The organism is Massilia sp. 9096, assembly GCF_000745265.1.
Taxonomy (GTDB): Bacteria; Pseudomonadota; Gammaproteobacteria; order Burkholderiales; family Burkholderiaceae_D; genus Telluria.
Map to the genome: position 1 here is coordinate 1,899,708 of NZ_JQNN01000001.1, position 17,287 is coordinate 1,916,994.

General features: G+C 66.9%; 15 protein-coding genes. 6 read left to right on the forward strand and 9 right to left on the reverse strand.

Going from position 1 to position 17,287, the window contains the following annotated elements:
• Positions 1-6: 6 nt before the first annotated feature.
• Both FA90_RS08100 and FA90_RS08105 read right to left on the reverse strand, forming a co-directional pair.
• Positions 7-663: a CoA transferase subunit B gene (locus FA90_RS08100; RefSeq protein ID WP_036167756.1), complete on the reverse strand. Its 657-nt coding sequence runs from the start codon at positions 661-663 to the stop codon at positions 7-9.
• A complete protein-coding gene (locus FA90_RS08105; RefSeq protein WP_036167759.1) occupies positions 660-1,328 on the reverse strand; it encodes a 3-oxoacid CoA-transferase subunit A in 669 nt (222 codons plus the stop codon). Before FA90_RS08105 ends, FA90_RS08100 begins: the two co-directional genes overlap by 4 nt.
• A 120-nt stretch (positions 1,329-1,448) precedes the next feature.
• Here FA90_RS08105 and FA90_RS08110 point away from each other — a divergent pair, with 120 nt between their 5' ends.
• Positions 1,449-2,261 carry an IclR family transcriptional regulator C-terminal domain-containing protein gene (locus tag FA90_RS08110; protein WP_036167762.1) on the forward strand — a complete coding sequence of 271 codons (813 nt, stop codon included), beginning with the start codon at positions 1,449-1,451 and terminating at the stop codon, positions 2,259-2,261.
• Between the two features lie 63 nt (positions 2,262-2,324).
• Here FA90_RS08110 and FA90_RS08115 read toward each other — a convergent pair whose 3' ends face one another.
• Positions 2,325-2,624 carry an antibiotic biosynthesis monooxygenase gene (locus FA90_RS08115; RefSeq protein WP_036167765.1) on the reverse strand — a complete coding sequence of 100 codons (300 nt, stop codon included), beginning with the start codon at positions 2,622-2,624 and terminating at the stop codon, positions 2,325-2,327.
• 198 nt (positions 2,625-2,822) lie between these two features.
• Here FA90_RS08115 and FA90_RS08120 point away from each other — a divergent pair, with 198 nt between their 5' ends.
• Positions 2,823-3,326, forward strand: coding sequence for a MarR family winged helix-turn-helix transcriptional regulator (locus tag FA90_RS08120; protein WP_036167767.1), 504 nt, complete (start codon positions 2,823-2,825; stop codon positions 3,324-3,326).
• 12 nt (positions 3,327-3,338) lie between these two features.
• On the opposite strand, the gene lldD is transcribed toward FA90_RS08120, so the two are convergent.
• From lldD to FA90_RS08145, 5 genes are read right to left on the reverse strand one after another with little or no spacing between them, the layout of a single operon-like run.
• Entirely contained in the window at positions 3,339-4,472 is a 1,134-nt protein-coding gene (lldD, locus tag FA90_RS08125; RefSeq protein WP_036167769.1) for an FMN-dependent L-lactate dehydrogenase LldD, read from the reverse strand.
• Entirely contained in the window at positions 4,469-5,695 is a 1,227-nt protein-coding gene (glcF, locus tag FA90_RS08130) for a glycolate oxidase subunit GlcF (protein ID WP_036167771.1), read from the reverse strand. The genes lldD and glcF overlap by 4 nt, the downstream gene beginning before the upstream one ends.
• A 2-nt stretch (positions 5,696-5,697) precedes the next feature.
• Positions 5,698-6,768 carry a glycolate oxidase subunit GlcE gene (glcE, locus tag FA90_RS08135; protein ID WP_036167773.1) on the reverse strand — a complete coding sequence of 357 codons (1,071 nt, stop codon included), beginning with the start codon at positions 6,766-6,768 and terminating at the stop codon, positions 5,698-5,700.
• 1 nt (position 6,769) lies between these two features.
• Positions 6,770-8,269 carry an FAD-linked oxidase C-terminal domain-containing protein gene (locus FA90_RS08140; protein ID WP_036167775.1) on the reverse strand — a complete coding sequence of 500 codons (1,500 nt, stop codon included), beginning with the start codon at positions 8,267-8,269 and terminating at the stop codon, positions 6,770-6,772.
• A gap of 22 nt (positions 8,270-8,291) precedes the next feature.
• Entirely contained in the window at positions 8,292-9,953 is a 1,662-nt protein-coding gene (locus tag FA90_RS08145; RefSeq protein ID WP_036167776.1) for an L-lactate permease, read from the reverse strand.
• A 205-nt stretch (positions 9,954-10,158) separates the two neighbouring features.
• Between FA90_RS08145 and FA90_RS08150 the strand changes: the two genes are divergently transcribed.
• Positions 10,159-10,881, forward strand: coding sequence for a FadR/GntR family transcriptional regulator (locus tag FA90_RS08150; protein WP_036167778.1), 723 nt, complete (start codon positions 10,159-10,161; stop codon positions 10,879-10,881).
• Positions 10,882-11,463: 582 nt separating this feature from the next.
• The gene (gene ftsZ / locus FA90_RS08155; RefSeq protein ID WP_081933734.1) at positions 11,464-12,534 is read left to right on the forward strand and encodes a cell division protein FtsZ; all 1,071 of its coding nucleotides are present in this window, start codon (positions 11,464-11,466) and stop codon (positions 12,532-12,534) included.
• Between the two features lie 73 nt (positions 12,535-12,607).
• On the opposite strand, the gene FA90_RS08160 is transcribed toward ftsZ, so the two are convergent.
• Positions 12,608-14,806, reverse strand: a complete 2,199-nt coding sequence (locus tag FA90_RS08160) for an OsmC domain/YcaO domain-containing protein (RefSeq protein WP_036167781.1) — start codon at positions 14,804-14,806, stop codon at positions 12,608-12,610.
• 179 nt (positions 14,807-14,985) lie between these two features.
• Between FA90_RS08160 and FA90_RS08165 the strand changes: the two genes are divergently transcribed.
• Together FA90_RS08165 and eutC are read left to right on the forward strand one after the other, a co-directional pair.
• Entirely contained in the window at positions 14,986-16,377 is a 1,392-nt protein-coding gene (locus FA90_RS08165; RefSeq protein ID WP_036167783.1) for an ethanolamine ammonia-lyase subunit EutB, read from the forward strand.
• Between the two features lie 24 nt (positions 16,378-16,401).
• Positions 16,402-17,223 carry an ethanolamine ammonia-lyase subunit EutC gene (eutC, locus tag FA90_RS08170; RefSeq protein WP_036167785.1) on the forward strand — a complete coding sequence of 274 codons (822 nt, stop codon included), beginning with the start codon at positions 16,402-16,404 and terminating at the stop codon, positions 17,221-17,223.
• Positions 17,224-17,287 lie beyond the last annotated feature (64 nt).

The window sequence follows — 17,287 nt, forward strand, 5'->3', positions numbered from 1 at the left end:
TTCTCCTTACGATTGTTCTTGCGGCAGCAGGTCCGCCGCGGTGGCGGCCTGCAGCTCATCAAAAGTCAAGCCGGGGGCGATCTCGCGCACGCGCAGGCCCGCGGGCGTGACGTCGAGCACGGCCATGTCAGTATAGATGCGGCTCACGCACTTGACCCCGGTCAGCGGATAGGTGCACTGCTCGACGATCTTGCTCTCGCCAGTCTTGGTCTGGTGTTCCATCATCACGAACACCTGCTTGGCGCCGATCGCCAGGTCCATCGCGCCGCCCACGGCGGGAATCGCGTCCGGGGCGCCGGTATGCCAGTTGGCCAGGTCGCCGCTGCCGGACACCTGGAATGCGCCCAGTACGCAGATGTCCAGGTGGCCGCCGCGCATCATCGCGAACGAGTCGGCATGGTGGAAGTAGGCCCCGCCTTCGAGCAGCGTCACCGGCTGCTTGCCGGCGTTGATCAGGTCCGGGTCTTCCTCGCCGGGCGCGGGCGCCGGACCCATGCCGAGCACCCCGTTTTCGCTGTGCAGAAAAACTTCTTTGTCCGCCGGCAGGTAGTTGGCGACCTTGGTCGGCAGGCCGATGCCGAGGTTGACGTAGGCGCCCTCGGGAATGTCCTGGGCGACGCGCTCGGCCATCTGTTCGCGGGTGTAACGGTTAGCGCTGGTCATGCGGCTGTCTCCTTGACGACGCGTTGGACGAAGATGCCCGGGGTGACGATCGCCTCCGGGTCGAGTGCGCCGAGCGGCACGATCTCGGCCACCTGGGCGATCGTGGTCTTGGCGGCCGTCGCCATGATCGGGCCGAAGTTGCGCGCGGTCTTGCGGTATACCAGGTTACCCCAGCGGTCGCCGCGCAGCGCCTTGATCAGCGCGAAGTCGGCATGGATCGGGGTTTCGAACACATAATGCTTGCCGTCGATGACGCGCGTCTCCTTGCCTTCGGCCAGCAGGGTGCCGTAGCCGGTCGGGGAAAAGAAGCCGCCGATGCCGGCGCCGGCGGCGCGGATGCGCTCGGCGAGGTTGCCCTGCGGGATCAGCTCGAGTTCGATCTCGCCGGCCCGGTACAGCTTGTCGAAGTGCCAGGAATCGGCCTGGCGCGGGAACGAGCAGATGATCTTGCGCACGCGCCTGGCGGCGATCAGCGCGGCCAGGCCCGTGTCGCCATTGCCGGCATTGTTGTTGACGATGGTAAGTTCCTGTGCGCCCTGCGCCAGCAGCGCATCGATCAGCGCGGCGGGCATGCCGGCGTTGCCGAAGCCACCGATCATGATGGTGGCGCCGTCGGGAATGCCGGCCACCGCTGCCTCGAGCGATGCAAATGTCTTGTCGATCATGGTTTGACCTTTATCGTTATGCGGCAGAGGTTGTGCGATAATCGAACACCTAACCGTCTACCGCACAAAAAGTCTACGCCTGTGGCCCGCACGGGTCAAGCGGCACTAGAATATCCCCTTATGTCATCGACCAACGCCCCCGCTACCTCACGCAGCGTCGCCGAAGAAATCGACGCCCTCACCGATCCCGATTTCATGACCTCGTTCGCGCGCGGGCTGGCGGTGATCCGCGCCTTCGCCGATTCGCGCAAGCCGCAGACCATCGCCCAGATCAGCCAGCAGACCGGCATCCCGCGCGCGGCCGTGCGGCGCTGCCTGCACACGCTGCGCCAGCTCGGCTACGTCGACGCGGAATTGAACAACTTCAGCCTGCGTCCGAAGATCCTGACGCTGGGTTACTCGTATCTCTCGTCGACGCCGCTGACGATCGCCGCCCAGCCCTGCCTGAACGGCATCAGCAAGACGCTGGGCGAATCGAGCTCGCTGGCGGTGCTGGAAGAAGACCAGGTGCTGTACGTGGCGCGCGCCGCGACCTCGCGCGTGATGTCGGTGTCGCTGTCCGCCGGCAGCCGCCTGCCGGCCTACTGCACCTCGCTGGGCCGGGTGCTGCTGGCGCACCAGCCGGACGACGAACTGGAAGCTTATCTGGCGCGCACCGAGTTGCTGCCCAGGACGGAGCACACCATCACCGACAAGGCCAAGCTGCGCGCGGTGCTGGCGGGCGTACGGCGCGACGGCTACGCCGCCAACAACGAAGAGCTGGAACTGGGGCTGCGTTCGATCGCAGTGCCGGTGCGCGGTGCGTCCGGGCGGGTGCTGGCCGCGCTCAATGTCGGCGCCCAGGCGGTGCGGGTGCCGGCCGAACGCATGGTGGAGGAATTCCTGCCGGTGCTGCGCCAGGGCGCGCAGGAACTGGCGGTGCTGCTGCCGTGAGCGGCGCCGGCGGAACGCCGCCGCCATGGGGTCGGGGCTTGAATCGTCGTGCGGCAGGCGGGCTCAGAAGCCCTGGTAGACGCTCTCGAAATGGGTGACCACGGGCGCGCCGTCGAAGCAGTCGCCGACCAGCCGGCGCCATTCCTGGAAGTCGTCGCTGCCGCGGAAATGCACGTTGTGGTCTTCCAGCGTTTCCCACTGCACCAGCAGGCGATAGGCGCGCGGGTTCTCGACGCCGCGCTGGATCTGCATGCCCTTGCAGCCGCGTGCACGCTGGAACAGCGGCGTGGCCGCGCGCACGCCAGCCTCGAAGGTATCCTCCATGCCGGCCTTGACCAGGATTTCTGCGCTTTCAAGCACCATCTTGTTCCTCGCTATGTGATGTGGGAGCGCCGATTATGCCAGCGCCCGGATTTGCGCGTGTGGCCGTGTCCCTTGGCCTGCGCTGCACTTCGCTGGAACGGTGAAGCTCCGGCGAAACCGTGCGTCATGCCGGTCGAAGGACGAAGTAAACTGCGTTTCCGAATTTTCGATGATGCGACGCACCATCCCGACTCGACGATGTCCACCGAAAAAGAACCCACTGACGGGACCTCGATGCTCGATCTTTACGAGCACCCCGGCCATCTCTTGCGCCGGGCCCAGCAGATCTCGACCGCGCTGTTCTACGACGAAATCGGCAGCGACCTGACTCCGGTCCAGTACGCCATGCTCAATACGCTGGCGGCGCATCCGGGCATCGACCAGGTGTCGCTGTCGGGCCTGGTCGCGATCGACACTTCGACCGGCGCCACGGTCTGTGCGCGGCTCGAGGAAAAGCAGCTCATCGAACGCAAGGTGCTGCCGCACAACCGGCGCCAGCGCGCGCTGACGGTGACCGCGGCCGGCCAGCACCTGCTCGACGCACTCGGTCCCAACACGCAGCGCCTGCGCCAACGCCTGCTGGCGCCGCTCAGCGAAGAAGAACAGCTGCAATTCATGACGCTGCTGGGAAAACTGGTCCGCGAAAACAACGACCAGAGCCGGGTGCCGCAGACCGCCGTGGCGTCGGCGCAGCGCCGTTAGCGCCGCTCGGCCTTACGCCGCCAGCAGGTGCGGCCCGATCTCCGCGATCGTGCGCACCCCGGTCAACACCATATTGGTCCGGATATCCTTTTCCATGATGGCAAGCAGGCGCTCGACCCCGGCCTCGCCGCCGGTGGCCAGCGCGTAGACGAAGGCGCGCCCGATCAGCACGCCGTCGGCGCCCAGCGCCAGCATGCGGAACACGTCGGTGCCGGTGCGCACGCCGCCGTCGGCGAAGATGGTCAGCTTGCCCTTGACCGCCGCCGCGATCGCCGGCAGCGCGCGCGCGCTCGACAGCGCCCCGTCCAGCTGGCGCCCGCCGTGGTTCGAGACCACGATGCCGTCGGCGCCGAAGGCCACCGCATCGCGCGCATCGTCGGCGTCGATGATGCCCTTCAGGATCAGCTGACCCTGCCACTCGTCGCGGATCCACTGCAGGTCCTGCCAGCTGATGCCGGGATCGAAGTTCGAACCCAGCCAGCCGATATAGTCTTCCAGCCCGGTCGCGTGCCCCCGGTAGGCGGAGATGTTGCCCAGGTCGTGCGGCCGCCCGAACAGGCCGACCTCCCAGACCCAGCGCGGGTGCGTCAGCGCCTGCAGCATGCGCCGCAGCGGACCGTTCTTGCCGCTCATGCCGCTGTGGGCGTCGCGGTAGCGCGCGCCCGGCACCGGCATGTCGACCGTGAACGCGAGCGTGGTCGCGCCCAGCTCGCGCGCGCGGCGCATGACGTCGCGCATGAAGGCGCGGTCCTTGAGCACGTACAACTGGAACCAGATCGGGCGGCTGGCCTGGGCCGCCACCTCCGACAGCGGGCACACCGACACCGTCGACTGGATGAACGGGATGTTGCGCTTGCAGGCCGCGCGCGCCGCCTGCACTTCGCCGCGGCGCGCATACATACCGGCCAGGCCGATCGGCGCCAGCGCGATCGGCAGCGCATGCTGCTGGCCGAACCAGTGCGTCGACAGGTCGAGCTGTTCGGAACCGCGCAGCACGCGCTGGCGCAGCTTGATTGCCTGCAAATCGTCGACGTTGGCACGCAGTGTCTGCTCGGCGCCGGCGCCGCCGTCCAGGTAATGGAACAGGAACGGCGGCAGCTTGCGCCGCGCGGCCTCGCGAAAGTCGGTCGCGGACGAGATGATCATGCCAGCACCCGGTCGAGCAGTTCGATCCAGTGCTCCACCGGTGTAGCGGTGCCCGACTGCAGGTGGGTGATGCAGCCGACGTTGGCCGAGACGATGCGCTGCGCTCCGGTCGCCTCCAGCCTGGCCAGCTTGTCGTCGCGCAGGCGCGTCGCCATGGGTGCGTGCAGCACGGAATAGGTGCCGGCCGAGCCGCAGCACAGGTGGCTGTCGGCGCACAGCTCGACGTCGACGCCGGCGGCGCGCAGCAGCGCCTCGACCTTGCCGCGGATTTGCTGGCCGTGCTGGAGCGTACATGGCGGATGGTAGGCCACGCGCTCGCCGCTCTCGCGTCCGGCCAGTTTCTCGAGCAGGCGCGCCTCGAACTGCGGCAGCACTTCGCTGACATCCTTGGCCGCCTTCGATACCTGCGCGGCCTTGGCCGCATACGCCGGGTCGTCCTCCAGCAGGTGGCCGTACTCCTTGATCATGGCGCCACAGCCGGACGCATTGATCAGGATGGTGTCGACACCCTGCTCCAGGTAGGGCCACCAGGCGTCGATGTTGCGCCGCATGTCGTCGCGCCCGCCGTCGGCATCGTTCAGGTGCCAGCGGATCGCGCCGCAGCAGCCGGCGCGCCTGGCCGTCACGATCTGCACGCCGGCGGCGTCGAACACACGCGCCGTCGCCGCGTTGATGTTGGGCGACATCGAGGGCTGCACGCAGCCTTCCAGCATCAGCATCTTGCGCACGTGCCGGCGCCGAGGCCAGTCGCCGGCCGGGCGCGGCGCCGGCACCTTGTCCTTCAAGGCCTGCGGCAGCAGCGGGCGCAGCATCTGCCCGGTCTTCATCGCCGGCCCGAACAGCCACTTGCGCGGCAGGGTTTCCTTGAGCACGGTGCGCAGCAGGCGCTGGGCCGGCGGCCGCGGCACTTGCTGCTCGACCACGCGCCGGCCGATGTCGGCCAGGCGGGCGTACTGCACGCCCGACGGGCAAGTCGATTCGCAGTTGCGGCAAGTCAGGCAGCGGTCCAGGTGGACCTGGGTGGCGCGCGTGGCCGGCCTCCCCTCGAGCACCTGCTTGATCAGGTAGATGCGCCCGCGCGGGCCATCGAGCTCGTCGCCCAGCACCTGGTAGGTCGGGCAGGTAGCGGTACAGAAGCCGCAATGCACGCATTTGCGCAGGATGGCGTCGGCCTCGATGCCGTCGGGCGTGGTGCGGATGAAATCGGCGAGATTGGTTTGCACGGCTAGAACTCCTTGTACATGCGGCCGCGGTTGAACACCCCGGCCGGGTCGAACGCATCCTTGAGCTGCTTGTGAATCGTCTGCACCGCCGGCGCCAGCGGATGGAACACGCCGACGTCGCGCTGGCCGCCGCGGAACAGCGTCGCGTGGCCGCCAAGCGCCGCGGCCGCCGCACGGATCGCGTCCGGTTCGACATCGGTCACCAGCCAGCGCTGCGCGCCGCCCCACTCGACCAGCTGGCGGCCGGACAAGGCCAGCGGTGGCGCGCTCGACGGTAGCGACAGGCGCCACAAGCCGTTCGGGTGGCGCGCCGCCTCGGCAAAGAAGCCGTGTTCGTGCTCGCGCAGGTCGCACCACCAGGCCTCGGCCTCCTCGAACGCGTCGCCGCCGATGCGCATGCGCGCCGCGGCCACCGCCGAGCGCGCGCCCGACAGCCGCACGCTCAACACGCCATCGAGCCAGGCCGACGCCGAAATTGGCAGCGGCTGGCCGCCCCACTCGTTCAGGCGGCGCAGCGCGTCTTCCTGTGTCATGGCCTGGCGCAGGCTGAGTTCCGCGACCGGCTTGGGCAGCACCTTGAGCGAGGCCTCGGCGATCAGGCCGAACATGCCGAGCGACCCGGTGAGCAGGCGCGAGACGTCGTAGCCGGCGACGTTCTTCATCACCTTGCCGCCGAAGTGCAGCAGCTCGCCGTGGCCGTCGACCAGCACCGCGCCGAGCACGAAGTCGCGCACGCTGCCGGCGGCCTGGCGGCGCGGTCCGGACAGGCCGGCCGCCACCATCCCGCCCAGCGTCGCGCCGGGACCGAAGTGCGGCGGCTCGCAGGCCAGCATCTGGCCGTGGCGCTCCAGCTGCGCCTCGATCTCGGCCAGCGGCGTGCCGCAGCGCGCGCTGACCACCAGCTCGGTCGGCTCGTAGTCGGTGATGCCGGCGTACGCCCTGGTGTCGAGCAGCTCGCCCTCCAGGCGCTGGCCGTACCAGTCCTTGCTGCCGCCGCCGCGGATGCGCAGCGGCGCGCGCGCGGCCGAGGCTGCGGCGATCTGCGCGGAAAAGCGTTGTAGTGTCGTGTCCATATTAAAAACGCGGCAGGTTGGGAAATTTCATCTGGCCCTGGCGCACGTGCATGCGGCCGTACTCGGCGCAGCGGCGCAGCGTCGGGATCGCCTTGTCCGGGTTGAGGATGCCGGCCGGGTCGAACGCGCGCTTGACGGCGAAGAACATGTCCAGTTCCTCGCGCGAGAACTGCACGCACATCGAGTTGATCTTCTCGATGCCGACCCCGTGCTCGCCGGTGATCGTCCCGCCGACTTCGACGCACAGTTCGAGGACGTCGGCGCCGAACTGCTCGGCGCGGTGGAATTCGCCCGGGGCGTTGGCGTCGAACATGATCAAGGGATGCAGGTTGCCGTCGCCGGCATGGAACACGTTGGCGCAGCGCAGCGCGTACTTCTTTTCCATCTCCTCGATGCGCTGCAGGACGTGGGCCAGGTGCTTGCGCGGGATGGTGCCGTCCATGCAGTAGTAGTCCGGCGAGATGCGGCCCACCGCCGGGAACGCGTTCTTGCGGCCGGACCAGAAGCGCAGGCGCTCGGCCTCGTCGCCCGACACCGCGATGGCGGTCGCGCCGCAGGCACGCAGCACCTCGTCCATGCGCGCGATCTCTTCCTCGACTTCTTCGAGGATGCCGTCGGACTCGCACAGCAGCACCGCGGCGGCGCTGGTGTCGTAGCCGGCATGGACGAATTCCTCGGCCACCTGGGTCGACAGCCGGTCCATCATCTCCAGGCCGGCCGGGATGATGCCGGCCGCGATCACGCGCGCGACCGCGTCGCCGGCCTTCACGACGTCGTCGAACGAGGCCATCACGACGCGCGCCACGCGCGGCTTGGGCACCAGCTTGACCGTGACTTCGGTGACCACGCCGAGCATCCCTTCCGAGCCGATCACCACGGCCAGCAGGTCGAGCCCGGGCGCGTCCAGCGCCTCGCCGCCGAGTTCGACGATCTCGCCGCCGGTCGTCACCATGCGCACGCGCAGCACGTTGTGCACGGTCAGGCCGTATTTCAGGCAGTGCACGCCGCCCGAGTTCTCGGCGACGTTGCCGCCGATGGTGCAGGCGATCTGCGAGGACGGATCCGGCGCGTAGTACAGGCCGTGCGGTGCGGCCGCTTCCGAGATGGCCAGGTTGCGCACGCCCGGCTGGACCACGGCGATGCGGGCATGGGCATCGAGCCTGACGATCCGGTTCAGGCGCGCGGTCGACAGCACCACGCCGTCGGCGATCGGCATGGCGCCGCCGGACAGGCCGGTGCCGGCGCCGCGCGGCACGATCGGCAGGTTCAGCTCGCGGCAGACCCGGACCGCCGCGACGATCTGCGCTTCGTTCTCGGGCAAGAGGACGATCAGCGGCAGCTGGCGATAGGCGGCCAGGCCGTCGCATTCGTAGGCGCGGGTTTCCTCTTCGTTGGCGAGGATGGCGCGCTCGGGCAGCGCGGCGCGCAGGGCCGCCAGCGCTGCGGGCCGGCGCGCGCTGCGCAGCTCGGTCGCGCTGGAGGCGGAGGCGGGAGCGTTCATTTGCATTCTCCTTGAGTTTCCTTCAGTGAATCACCATCGATGTGAAAGGCCACACGTAGGCTTGCAGCGTCACCAGGATGCCGACCAGCGCGGCCAGGGCGAGCGAATGGAAGAACACGAAGCGCAGGATATCGCCTTCGTGGTTGACCCAGCGCGTGGCGGTGGAGGCGACGACGATCGACTGGGCGTCGATCATCTTGCCCATCACGCCGCCCGAGCTGTTGGCGGCGCCCATCAGGTTGATCGGCAGGCCGAGCTGCTGCGCGGCGACCCGCTGCATGCCGCCAAACAGCACGTTGGAAGCGGTGTCGGAACCGGTCATCGCCACGCCGAGCCAGCCCATGAGCGTGCCGAAGAAGGGATACAGCGCGCCGCTGTTGGCGAACGCCAGGCCGAGCGTGGTGTCGGAACCCGAGTAACGGGTGAGCGTACCCAGCGCCAGCATCAGCACGATCGTCAGCAGCGAAAACCGCACCAGCCACAGCGTACGGAAAAACGCTCGTACGATCTCGAGCGGACGGAACTTCATGAACAGCGCGCCGACGATGGCCGACAGCAGGATGGCGGTGCCGGTCGCCGACAGCAGGGTCAGGCTGTACACCGCGGCTTCCGGCGTGGCCTTGGACACCACCGGAGGCACCCGCAGGATCATGTTGTGCAAGTCGTCGAACGGGAACTTGGGCGCGAACAGGTGGTTCAGGAAGTCCTTCACCGGCGGCAGGCCCCAGATGAACACGAACACGGTCAGGATCACCCAGGGCGTCCAGGCGCGCAGCAGTTCGGCGCGCGAATAGCGTTGCAGCGGCTCGGGCGCGGCCTCGGCCCCGGCGCCGCTGTCATGGCCGCGCAGCGTGGTCGAGGTCCAGATCGTCTTCGGCTGCCACACGCGCAGGAACAGGATCAGGCAGGCCATCGAGACCAGGGCGGCCACGATGTCGACCAGTTCCGGACCGACGTAGTTCGACATCAGGTATTGCGGGACGGCGAACGACACCCCGGTCACCAGGATCGCCGGCCAGACTTCCCACATGCCCTTGCGTCCGGCGAAGGCCCAGACCAGCCAGAACGGCACCAGGATGCAGAACACGGTCAGCTGGCGGCCGATCACCGCGGTCAGCGGCAGCAGGTCGTAGCCGTGCACCTTGGCCAGCGTCAGCACCGGCGTGCCGAGCGCACCGAAGGCCACGGGCGCGGTGTTGGCGATCAGCGACAGGCCGGAGGCCGCCAGCGGCGAGAAGCCCAGGCCGATCAGCACGCCCGCGGTGACCGCCACCGGCGTGCCGAAACCCGCCGCGCCTTCGAAGAACGCACCGAAGCAGAACGCGATCAGCAGCAGCTGCAAGCGGCGGTCGCCGGTGATGCCGGACAGCGAAGCCTGCAGCACCTTGAAACTGCCGTTCTGTACGCACAGCTGCTGCAGGAAAATGATGTTCAGCACAATCCAGCCGATCGGCAACAGACCCGTGAAGCCGCCCAGCAGCGCCGCCTTGCCCGCCATCGCGGCCGGCATGCTGTACGCGAACACGGCCACGAACAGCGCCGCCACCAGGCCGAGGCCGGCGGCCACGTGGGCTTTGATGTGCAGGAAACCCAGCGCGACCAGCATCACCACCACCGGTACCGCGGCGAGCAGGCTCGATGTCAGCATGCTGCCGAATGGATCGTAAATCTGTTGCCATACCATGTGCGTCTCCTCTTTTTTATGGAACAAGTCTGTCGGCAGGCTTTGGAGGACGCGACCACTCGCCGGCGCACGGTGGGCCCGAAAAAGATGGCACGGGCGCGATGCGATGGCGGTCTCCGGTTTTATTTTTTATTTAAGTTTCCAGATATTTACGCTATTCTCGTGCGATGACAAACTGGTTGGGCCAGAGCACATGGAGATGCGAATGCCGAACAGCCAACAGCGCGGCCGGGTGGCGCAACTGATCCGCACACTGGAAGAGACACTGCTCGACGGCAGCGTGCCGGCCAACGGCCAGTTGGCGTCGGAGCGCGAACTGGCGCAGCGGTACGGGGTATCGCGCAACACGGTGCGCGAAGCGATCCAGCAGATGGAAGCGCGCGGCCTGATCCACATCAGGCCGCGCAGCGGCATCTTCGTGTCCGATCGCCTGCGCACCGGCGGCGCCACGCCCTCCCCCTGGGCGCAGCTGATGTCGAGCAGCCCGGCGCGGCGCGAGGACATGCTGGAGTTTCGCCGCGTGCTCGAGGGCGCCACCGCCTATTTCGCGGCACTGCGCCGCAGCGACGGCGACCGCGTGCGTATCCTGGATGCGATGGAAAGACTGGAGCATGCACGCCGGATCGGCGATGTCGCCAGCGAGTCGCGCATCGACGTCGAACTGCACGAAGCGATCGCGGTCGCCTCGGGCAACAGCATGTTCCTGCACTTGCACAACAGCATCACCAAGATGCTGCGCGAGCACATCATTCTGAACGTCGACGCCTTGCGCGAGATCGACCGCTCGCTGTCCGACCTGCTGCTGCTGCAACACCGCACGATCTGCGAAGCGATTTGCGAAGGCCGTCCGGAAGAGGCGCGCACGGCGATGCAAGCCCATATCGACTATCTGCGCAGCAAGCTTTCACGCGATGGCGAACCGGGCTGAACGCTGCGTCTGGTTCGGCCACATGGCCCACTTGCGACGGATTCACCATGCCCAGCGGCCGATGTGCAGGTTAGCGGCGCACGGCACAAGATAAGAGTCATGTGTTTGCTGAATCGCAGGCATCACGAACAACCATTGGACCGATCCGGCGCGCCACAGCATACTCAACCCGTCTCCTCTATTCTCCTCAAAAGGATAGATTCAACCCGCTCCCTGAGCGGGTTTTTTTTTGCCCACCCATATTCCATCTCATGTCGTCCAGCGGATCAGGCGCTCGATTGCACCGGACCGCCATCGATCTTTCCGCGATGCCGCCCGCATGCGTCAAGCCGGCTATAGCGTGCTATGTTTGGGCGAATGGCTCGCTGAGCCGGGCATGCGAAGCGCCGCACAGGCCATCTACTTTTGGTATGCAGGCTTTTGCGAGGATTGCACGCGTTATTACAATTGTTTGCGAATGTAACGTTTCTAACCTTTCGCGTGCGCATCTCAGCAAGTAATCTAAATGGCTAGGCACCAGCCATTGCTTGGTTCGGCAACGTCACGGCGAGCCGATCGCTATTTCTTCACACGGAGTCTTCCTTGTCCGAATCTAAAGTTCCCCAACCGGAGACGGTCATCAAAATCATCGGCGTGGGCGGCGCCGGCGGCAATGCCGTCAGCCATATGGCCTCCGCCGGACTGTCGTCCTTCGAATTCATGTGCGCCAATACCGACGCGCAGGCGCTGTCGAACACCGCGACCGAAAAACGCATCCAGCTCGGCGCCAGCGGTCTTGGCGCGGGCAGCGACCCGGTGGTCGGGCGCGAAGCCGCCATCTCCGAACGGACCGCGATCGCCGATGCGCTCAAGGGCGCCGACATGGTGTTCCTCACCGCCGGCATGGGCGGCGGCACCGGCACCGGCGCCGCGCCGGTGGTGGCCGAAGTCGCGCGCGAACTCGGCATCCTGACCGTCGGCGTGGTCTCCAAGCCATTCGCCTTCGAAGGCCCGCGCCGCATGCGCGTGGCGGAAGAAGGCATCGCCACGCTGGCGCGCTGCGTCGACTCGCTGGTCATCGTCCTGAACAGCCGCCTGGAAGAAGTCCTGGGCGAGGACGTCACGCAAAAGCAGGCCTTCGCCGCCGCCGACGAGGTGCTCTGCAAGGCGGTCACCGGCATCGCGGAAATCATCACCGTGCCCGGGATGGTCAACGTCGACTTCGAAGACGTGCGCACGGTGATGCGCCAGACCGGCATGGCGATGATGGGTTCGGCCCAGCACACCGGCGACGACCGCGCCGTCAAGGCGGCCGAAGAGGCCATCGCCTGTCCGCTGCTGGACGGCTCGAACCTGCGCGCCGCGCGCGGGGTGCTGGTCAACATCGCCGCCTCCGAAGACACGCTCAAACTGCGCGAAACCAAGGACGTGATGAACACGATCTGCACGCAGACCAGCGACGACGCCATCATCAAGTTCGGCGCGGTCTTCGACGAGTCGCTCGGCGACGCCATGCGCGTGACCGTGGTCGCCACCGGCTTGAACCGGCCCAGCGACTTCGCCGTCGGCCGACGCTCGCCGATGACGCGCCCGCTCACCCAGCCGCACTCGGTGCTGCGCCAGGGCGCGTCGCCGATGACGGTGCGGCCGGCGTCGCGCCAATCCGGTTCCTAGCGCGGCGCGCCAGCGCAAACAAAAGGCCGCCGATCGCGCGTGGCGATCGGCGGCCTCCAACCCTCTCCCGGTCTTACTTGGCCGAGCGCTTCGCGCGCGCCTTGTGCAGTTTGCGATAGCTGTCGAGCAGGCGCTCGTGGCGCTCCAGGCCTTCCAGCTTCACGCTGGTCGGCGTCAGACCGTAAAAGCGCACGCTGCCATCGACCGAACCGAGCACCGCATCCATGCGCGGATTGCCGAACATGCGGCGGAAATTGACGACGTAATCATCCAGCTCCAGCTCGTCGTCGAGCACCGCTTCCAGCACCGCATCCAAGGCCTGGTAGAACAGGCCGCGCTCGACGCTGTTGTCGTTGTATTGCAGGAAGGCGCCGACCAGTTCCTGCGCCTCTTCGAATTTCTGCAACGCCAAATTGATCAGCAGGCGCAACTCCAGCACCGTCAGCTGGCCCCATTCCGTGTTCTCGTCGAATTCGATGCCGATCAGCGTGGCGATGTCGGAGTATTCGTCCAGCTCATTGTTTTCCAGGCGCTCGAGCAAGCCTTCCAGCTGCGAGTCGTCCAGGCGGTGCAGGTTCAGGATATCTTCGCGGAACAGCAATGCCTTGTTGGTGTTGTCCCATACCAGGTCTTCGACCGGATAGATTTCCGAGTACCCCGGCACCAGCATGCGGCATGCGGTCGCGCCCAATTCATCGTGCACCGCGACGTACACTTCCTTGCCCAGTTCCGCCAGGATGCCGAGCAGCGTCGCGGCTTCCTGCGCATTCGAATCCTCGCCTTCGCCGGAGAAATCCCATTCGACGAAATCGTAATCCGATTTGGCGCTGAAGAATCGCCACGAGACGATGCCGCTCGAATCGATGAAATGCTCGACGAAGTTGTACGGCTCGGTCACCGCATTGCTTTCGAACGTAGGCCGCGGCAGGTCGTTCAAGCCCTCGAAACTGCGCCCCTGCAGCAATTCGGTCAGGCTGCGTTCCAGCGCCACCTCGAAACTCGGATGGGCGCCGAACGAGGCGAACACGCCGCCGGTGCGCGGATTCATCAGCGTCACGCACATCACCGGATACTCCCCGCCCAGCGAGGCATCCTTGACCAGCACCGGAAAGCCCTGCTCTTCCAGGCCCTGGATGCCGGCCACGATGCCCGGGTATTTGGCCAGCACTTCCTGCGGCACGTCGGGCAAGGCAAGCTCCCCTTCGAGGATTTCGCGCTTGACCGCGCGCTCGAAAATCTCGGACAGGCATTGCACCTGCGCTTCGGCCAGCGTGTTCCCGGCGCTCATGCCATTGCTGGCGTAGAGGTTTTCGATCAGGTTGGACGGGAAATACACGGTCTCGCCATCGGACTGGCGCGTATAGGGGAGCGACACGATGCCCCGCGTCGTATTGCCGGAGTTGGTGTCGAACAGGTGCGAGCCGCGCAGTTCGCCGTCCGGATCGTAGATGTCGAGGCAATACGCGTCGAGGATTTCCGGCGGAAGCGTATCGTCAGGGCCCGGCTGGAACCAGCGCTCGTTCGGATAATGGACGAAATCGGCGTTGGCGATCTCTTCGCCCCAATACGCGCCGGCATAGAAGTGGTTGTTGCTGATGCGTTCGATGTATTCGCCCAGGCTGGATGCCAGCGCACTTTCCTTGGTCGCACCCTTGCCGTTGGTGAAGCACATCGGCGAATGGGCATCGCGGATGTGCAGCGACCACACGTTCGGCACGATATTGCGCCACGACGCGATTTCGATCTTGATGCCCAGCTCGGCCAGCAGGCTCGACATGTTGGCGATGGTCTGCTCGAGCGGCAAGTCCTTGCCCGGAATATAAGTCGCGGCCGCGCCGGCCGGCTGCACGGTCAGCAGCGCTTGCGCATCGGCGTCGAGGTTCTCGACTTCTTCGATGACGAATTCGGGACCCTGCTGCACCACTTTTTTGACGGTGCAGCGCTCGATCGAGCGCAGGATGCCCTGGCGGTCCTTGTCCGAGATATCGGCCGGCAGCTCGACCTGGATCTTGAAGATCTGCTTGTAGCGGTTTTCCGGGTCGACGATATTATTTTGCGACAGCCTGATATTCTCGGTCGGGATATTGCGCGTATTACAATACAACTTCACGAAATAGGCCGCGCACAGCGCCGACGAGGCCAGGAAGTAGTCGAACGGGCCCGGCGCCGAGCCATCGCCCTTGTAGCGGATCGGCTGGTCGGCGATCACCGTGAAGTCGTCGAATTTCGCCTCGAGACGCAGCTTGTCGAGGAAGTTGACCTTGATTTCCATGGAGTGTTCTGAATGAATGCCTTATGTGTTGGGCGTCATTATCCGTGGTTTCAGGCGTGGGGGATAGAAGACATTGCGGCGCCGATCCGACGGTTCGATTCGTCGTGCACAACAATCGGGGAAACTGTGGCACGATTTCTCCGACCCACACTTCTTGCGCAGCCGGAGCGAATCTCGCCATGAGCCAGATCACCCATCTTGTCGGCCCCCGCACCTACACCTTCGCCGGCCTGCGCGAGCTGCTGGCCAAGGCCTCGCCCGCGCGCTCGGGCGACGACCTGGCCGGCGTGGCGGCAGGCAGTAGCGAGGAGCGTGTGGCGGCGCAGATGGCCCTGGCCGACCTGCCGCTCACGACCTTCCTGAACGAGGTCGTGGTGCCCTACGACTCGGACGAGGTGACGCGCCTGATCGTCGACGGCCACGATGCGGCGGCATTCGCGCCGATCCGCCACCTGACCGTCGGTGGTTTGCGCGACTGGCTGCTGGGCGACGAGGCGGACGACGTGGCCCTCGCGCGCGTTGCCCCGGGCCTCACGCCAGAGATGGCGGCCGCGGTATCGAAGATCATGCGCATCCAGGACCTGGTGCTGGTCGCGCGCAAGTGCCGCGTGGTCACGCGCTTTCGCAATACGATCGGCTTGCCCGGCACCCTGTCGACGCGGCTGCAGCCGAATCACCCGCTCGACGACCCCTCCGGCATCGCCGCCAGCCTGTTCGACGGCCTGATGTATGGCAGCGGCGACGCCGTCATCGGCATCAACCCGGCCACCGACAACGTGCCGCGGGTGGTGGAGCTGGTGCGCATGCTCGACGACGTCATCCGGCGCTACGCCATTCCAACCCAGTCCTGCGTGCTCACCCACGTCACCAACACCTTGGCCGCGATCGAACGGGGCGCGCCGGTCGACCTCGTGTTCCAGTCGATCGCCGGGACCCAGGCGGCCAACGCCAGCTTCGGCATCGACCTGGCGCTGCTGCTCGAGGCCCACGACGCCGCCCTCTCGCTGCGCCGCGGCACGCTGGGCGGGAACGTCATGTATTTCGAGACCGGCCAGGGCAGCGCGCTGTCGAGCAACGCCAACCATGGCCTCGACCAGCAGACCTGCGAAGCGCGTGCCTACGCGGTGGCGCGCGCCTTCAAGCCCTTGCTGGTCAATTCCGTTGTCGGCTTCATCGGCCCGGAATACCTGTACGACGGCAAGCAGATCATCCGCGCCGGCCTGGAAGACCACTTCTGCGCCAAGCTGCTCGGCCTGCCGATGGGCGTCGACGTGTGCTACACCAACCACGCCGAAGCGGACCAGGACGACATGGACGTGCTCTTGACGATGCTGGGCGCCGCCGGCTGCACCTTCGTCATGGGCGTGCCCGGCGCGGACGACATCATGCTCAACTACCAGACCACGTCCTTCCACGATGCCCTTTACGCCCGCCGCGCGCTCGGCTTGCGCCCGGCGCCGGAGTTCCACGCCTGGCTGCGCGACATGGGCATCTTCAGCGGCGACGAAGCGGCCACCCTGGGCCGCGCGCTGCCGGCCCCGTTCCAGCGTGCGCTGTCGCAGCTGCCCTGAAAAAGAGCCCATGCAGGAGAGCCGATGAAAGACATCAGCCCCGAAGCGCAGCCGGACCCCTGGCAGGGCTTGCGCCGCTTCACCAGCGCGCGCATCGGCCTCGGACACACCGGCATCAGCCAGCGCACGCACGACCAGCTCGCCTTCCAGCTGGCCCATGCGCGCGCGCGCGACGCCGTGCACGAGCCGCTCGACGCCGCGGCGCTGGCCGCGTCGCTGCAGCAGGCATGGCCGGGACTACCGGGCTTGCCGGCGCCGCTCGTGCTGCACAGCGCCGCGCCCGAGCGCAACGTTTATCTGCAGCGCCCGGATCTCGGGCGCCGGCTGGATGCGCCGTCGCGCGAGCGTCTCCGCGCCCTGCGCGGCGAACCCCTGTCCGTACGGCCTTGCGACCTGGCTGTCGTGCTCGTCGATGGCCTGTCCGGCCGCGCGGTCGCGCAACACGCCGCGCCCTTGCTGCAGGCCCTGCGGCCACGGCTGGATCCGGCGTGGACGCTGGCGCCCCTGTGCATCGTCGAGCAAGGCCGCGTCGCGGTCGGCGACGAGGTCGGCGAACTGCTGGGCGCCAGACTGGCGGTGGTCCTGATCGGCGAGCGGCCCGGCCTGAGTTCGCCCGACAGCATGGGGCTGTACATCACCTGGGCGCCGAGCGTGGGCCTGACCGACGAACGGCGCAACTGCATATCGAACGTCAGGCCGGCCGGGCTGGGCATCGAGGATGCGGCGCGCAAGCTGCATGTGCTGCTGGGCGAGGCGCACAGGCGCCAATTGACCGGCGTCCAGCTCAAGGACGAGGCCGACGGCGAGGAGGCGCTGGCGGGCGGAGGGCCGCGGTTTTTGCTGTGATGATCGCTGCGCAGCTGGGCGCATGAGGCGTTGTCTGACACGAGCGTAGCGCGCGTCGATTTAC

Excerpts from the sequence above, each read along its gene's own strand:
- FA90_RS08100 (WP_036167756.1), bottom strand. The coding sequence starts at position 663 with ATGACCAGCGCTAACCGTTACACCCGCGAACAGATGGCCGAGCGCGTC.
- FA90_RS08105 (WP_036167759.1), bottom strand. The coding sequence starts at position 1,328 with ATGATCGACAAGACATTTGCATCGCTCGAGGCAGCGGTGGCCGGCATT.
- FA90_RS08110 (WP_036167762.1), top strand. The coding sequence starts at position 1,449 with ATGTCATCGACCAACGCCCCCGCTACCTCACGCAGCGTCGCCGAAGAA.
- FA90_RS08115 (WP_036167765.1), bottom strand. The coding sequence starts at position 2,624 with ATGGTGCTTGAAAGCGCAGAAATCCTGGTCAAGGCCGGCATGGAGGAT.
- FA90_RS08120 (WP_036167767.1), top strand. The coding sequence starts at position 2,823 with ATGTCCACCGAAAAAGAACCCACTGACGGGACCTCGATGCTCGATCTT.
- lldD (WP_036167769.1), bottom strand. The coding sequence starts at position 4,472 with ATGATCATCTCGTCCGCGACCGACTTTCGCGAGGCCGCGCGGCGCAAG.
- glcE (WP_036167773.1), bottom strand. The coding sequence starts at position 6,768 with ATGGACACGACACTACAACGCTTTTCCGCGCAGATCGCCGCAGCCTCG.
- FA90_RS08140 (WP_036167775.1), bottom strand. The coding sequence starts at position 8,269 with ATGAACGCTCCCGCCTCCGCCTCCAGCGCGACCGAGCTGCGCAGCGCG.
- FA90_RS08145 (WP_036167776.1), bottom strand. The coding sequence starts at position 9,953 with ATGGTATGGCAACAGATTTACGATCCATTCGGCAGCATGCTGACATCG.
- FA90_RS08150 (WP_036167778.1), top strand. The coding sequence starts at position 10,159 with ATGCCGAACAGCCAACAGCGCGGCCGGGTGGCGCAACTGATCCGCACA.
- FA90_RS08160 (WP_036167781.1), bottom strand. The coding sequence starts at position 14,806 with ATGGAAATCAAGGTCAACTTCCTCGACAAGCTGCGTCTCGAGGCGAAA.
- FA90_RS08165 (WP_036167783.1), top strand. The coding sequence starts at position 14,986 with ATGAGCCAGATCACCCATCTTGTCGGCCCCCGCACCTACACCTTCGCC.
- eutC (WP_036167785.1), top strand. The coding sequence starts at position 16,402 with ATGAAAGACATCAGCCCCGAAGCGCAGCCGGACCCCTGGCAGGGCTTG.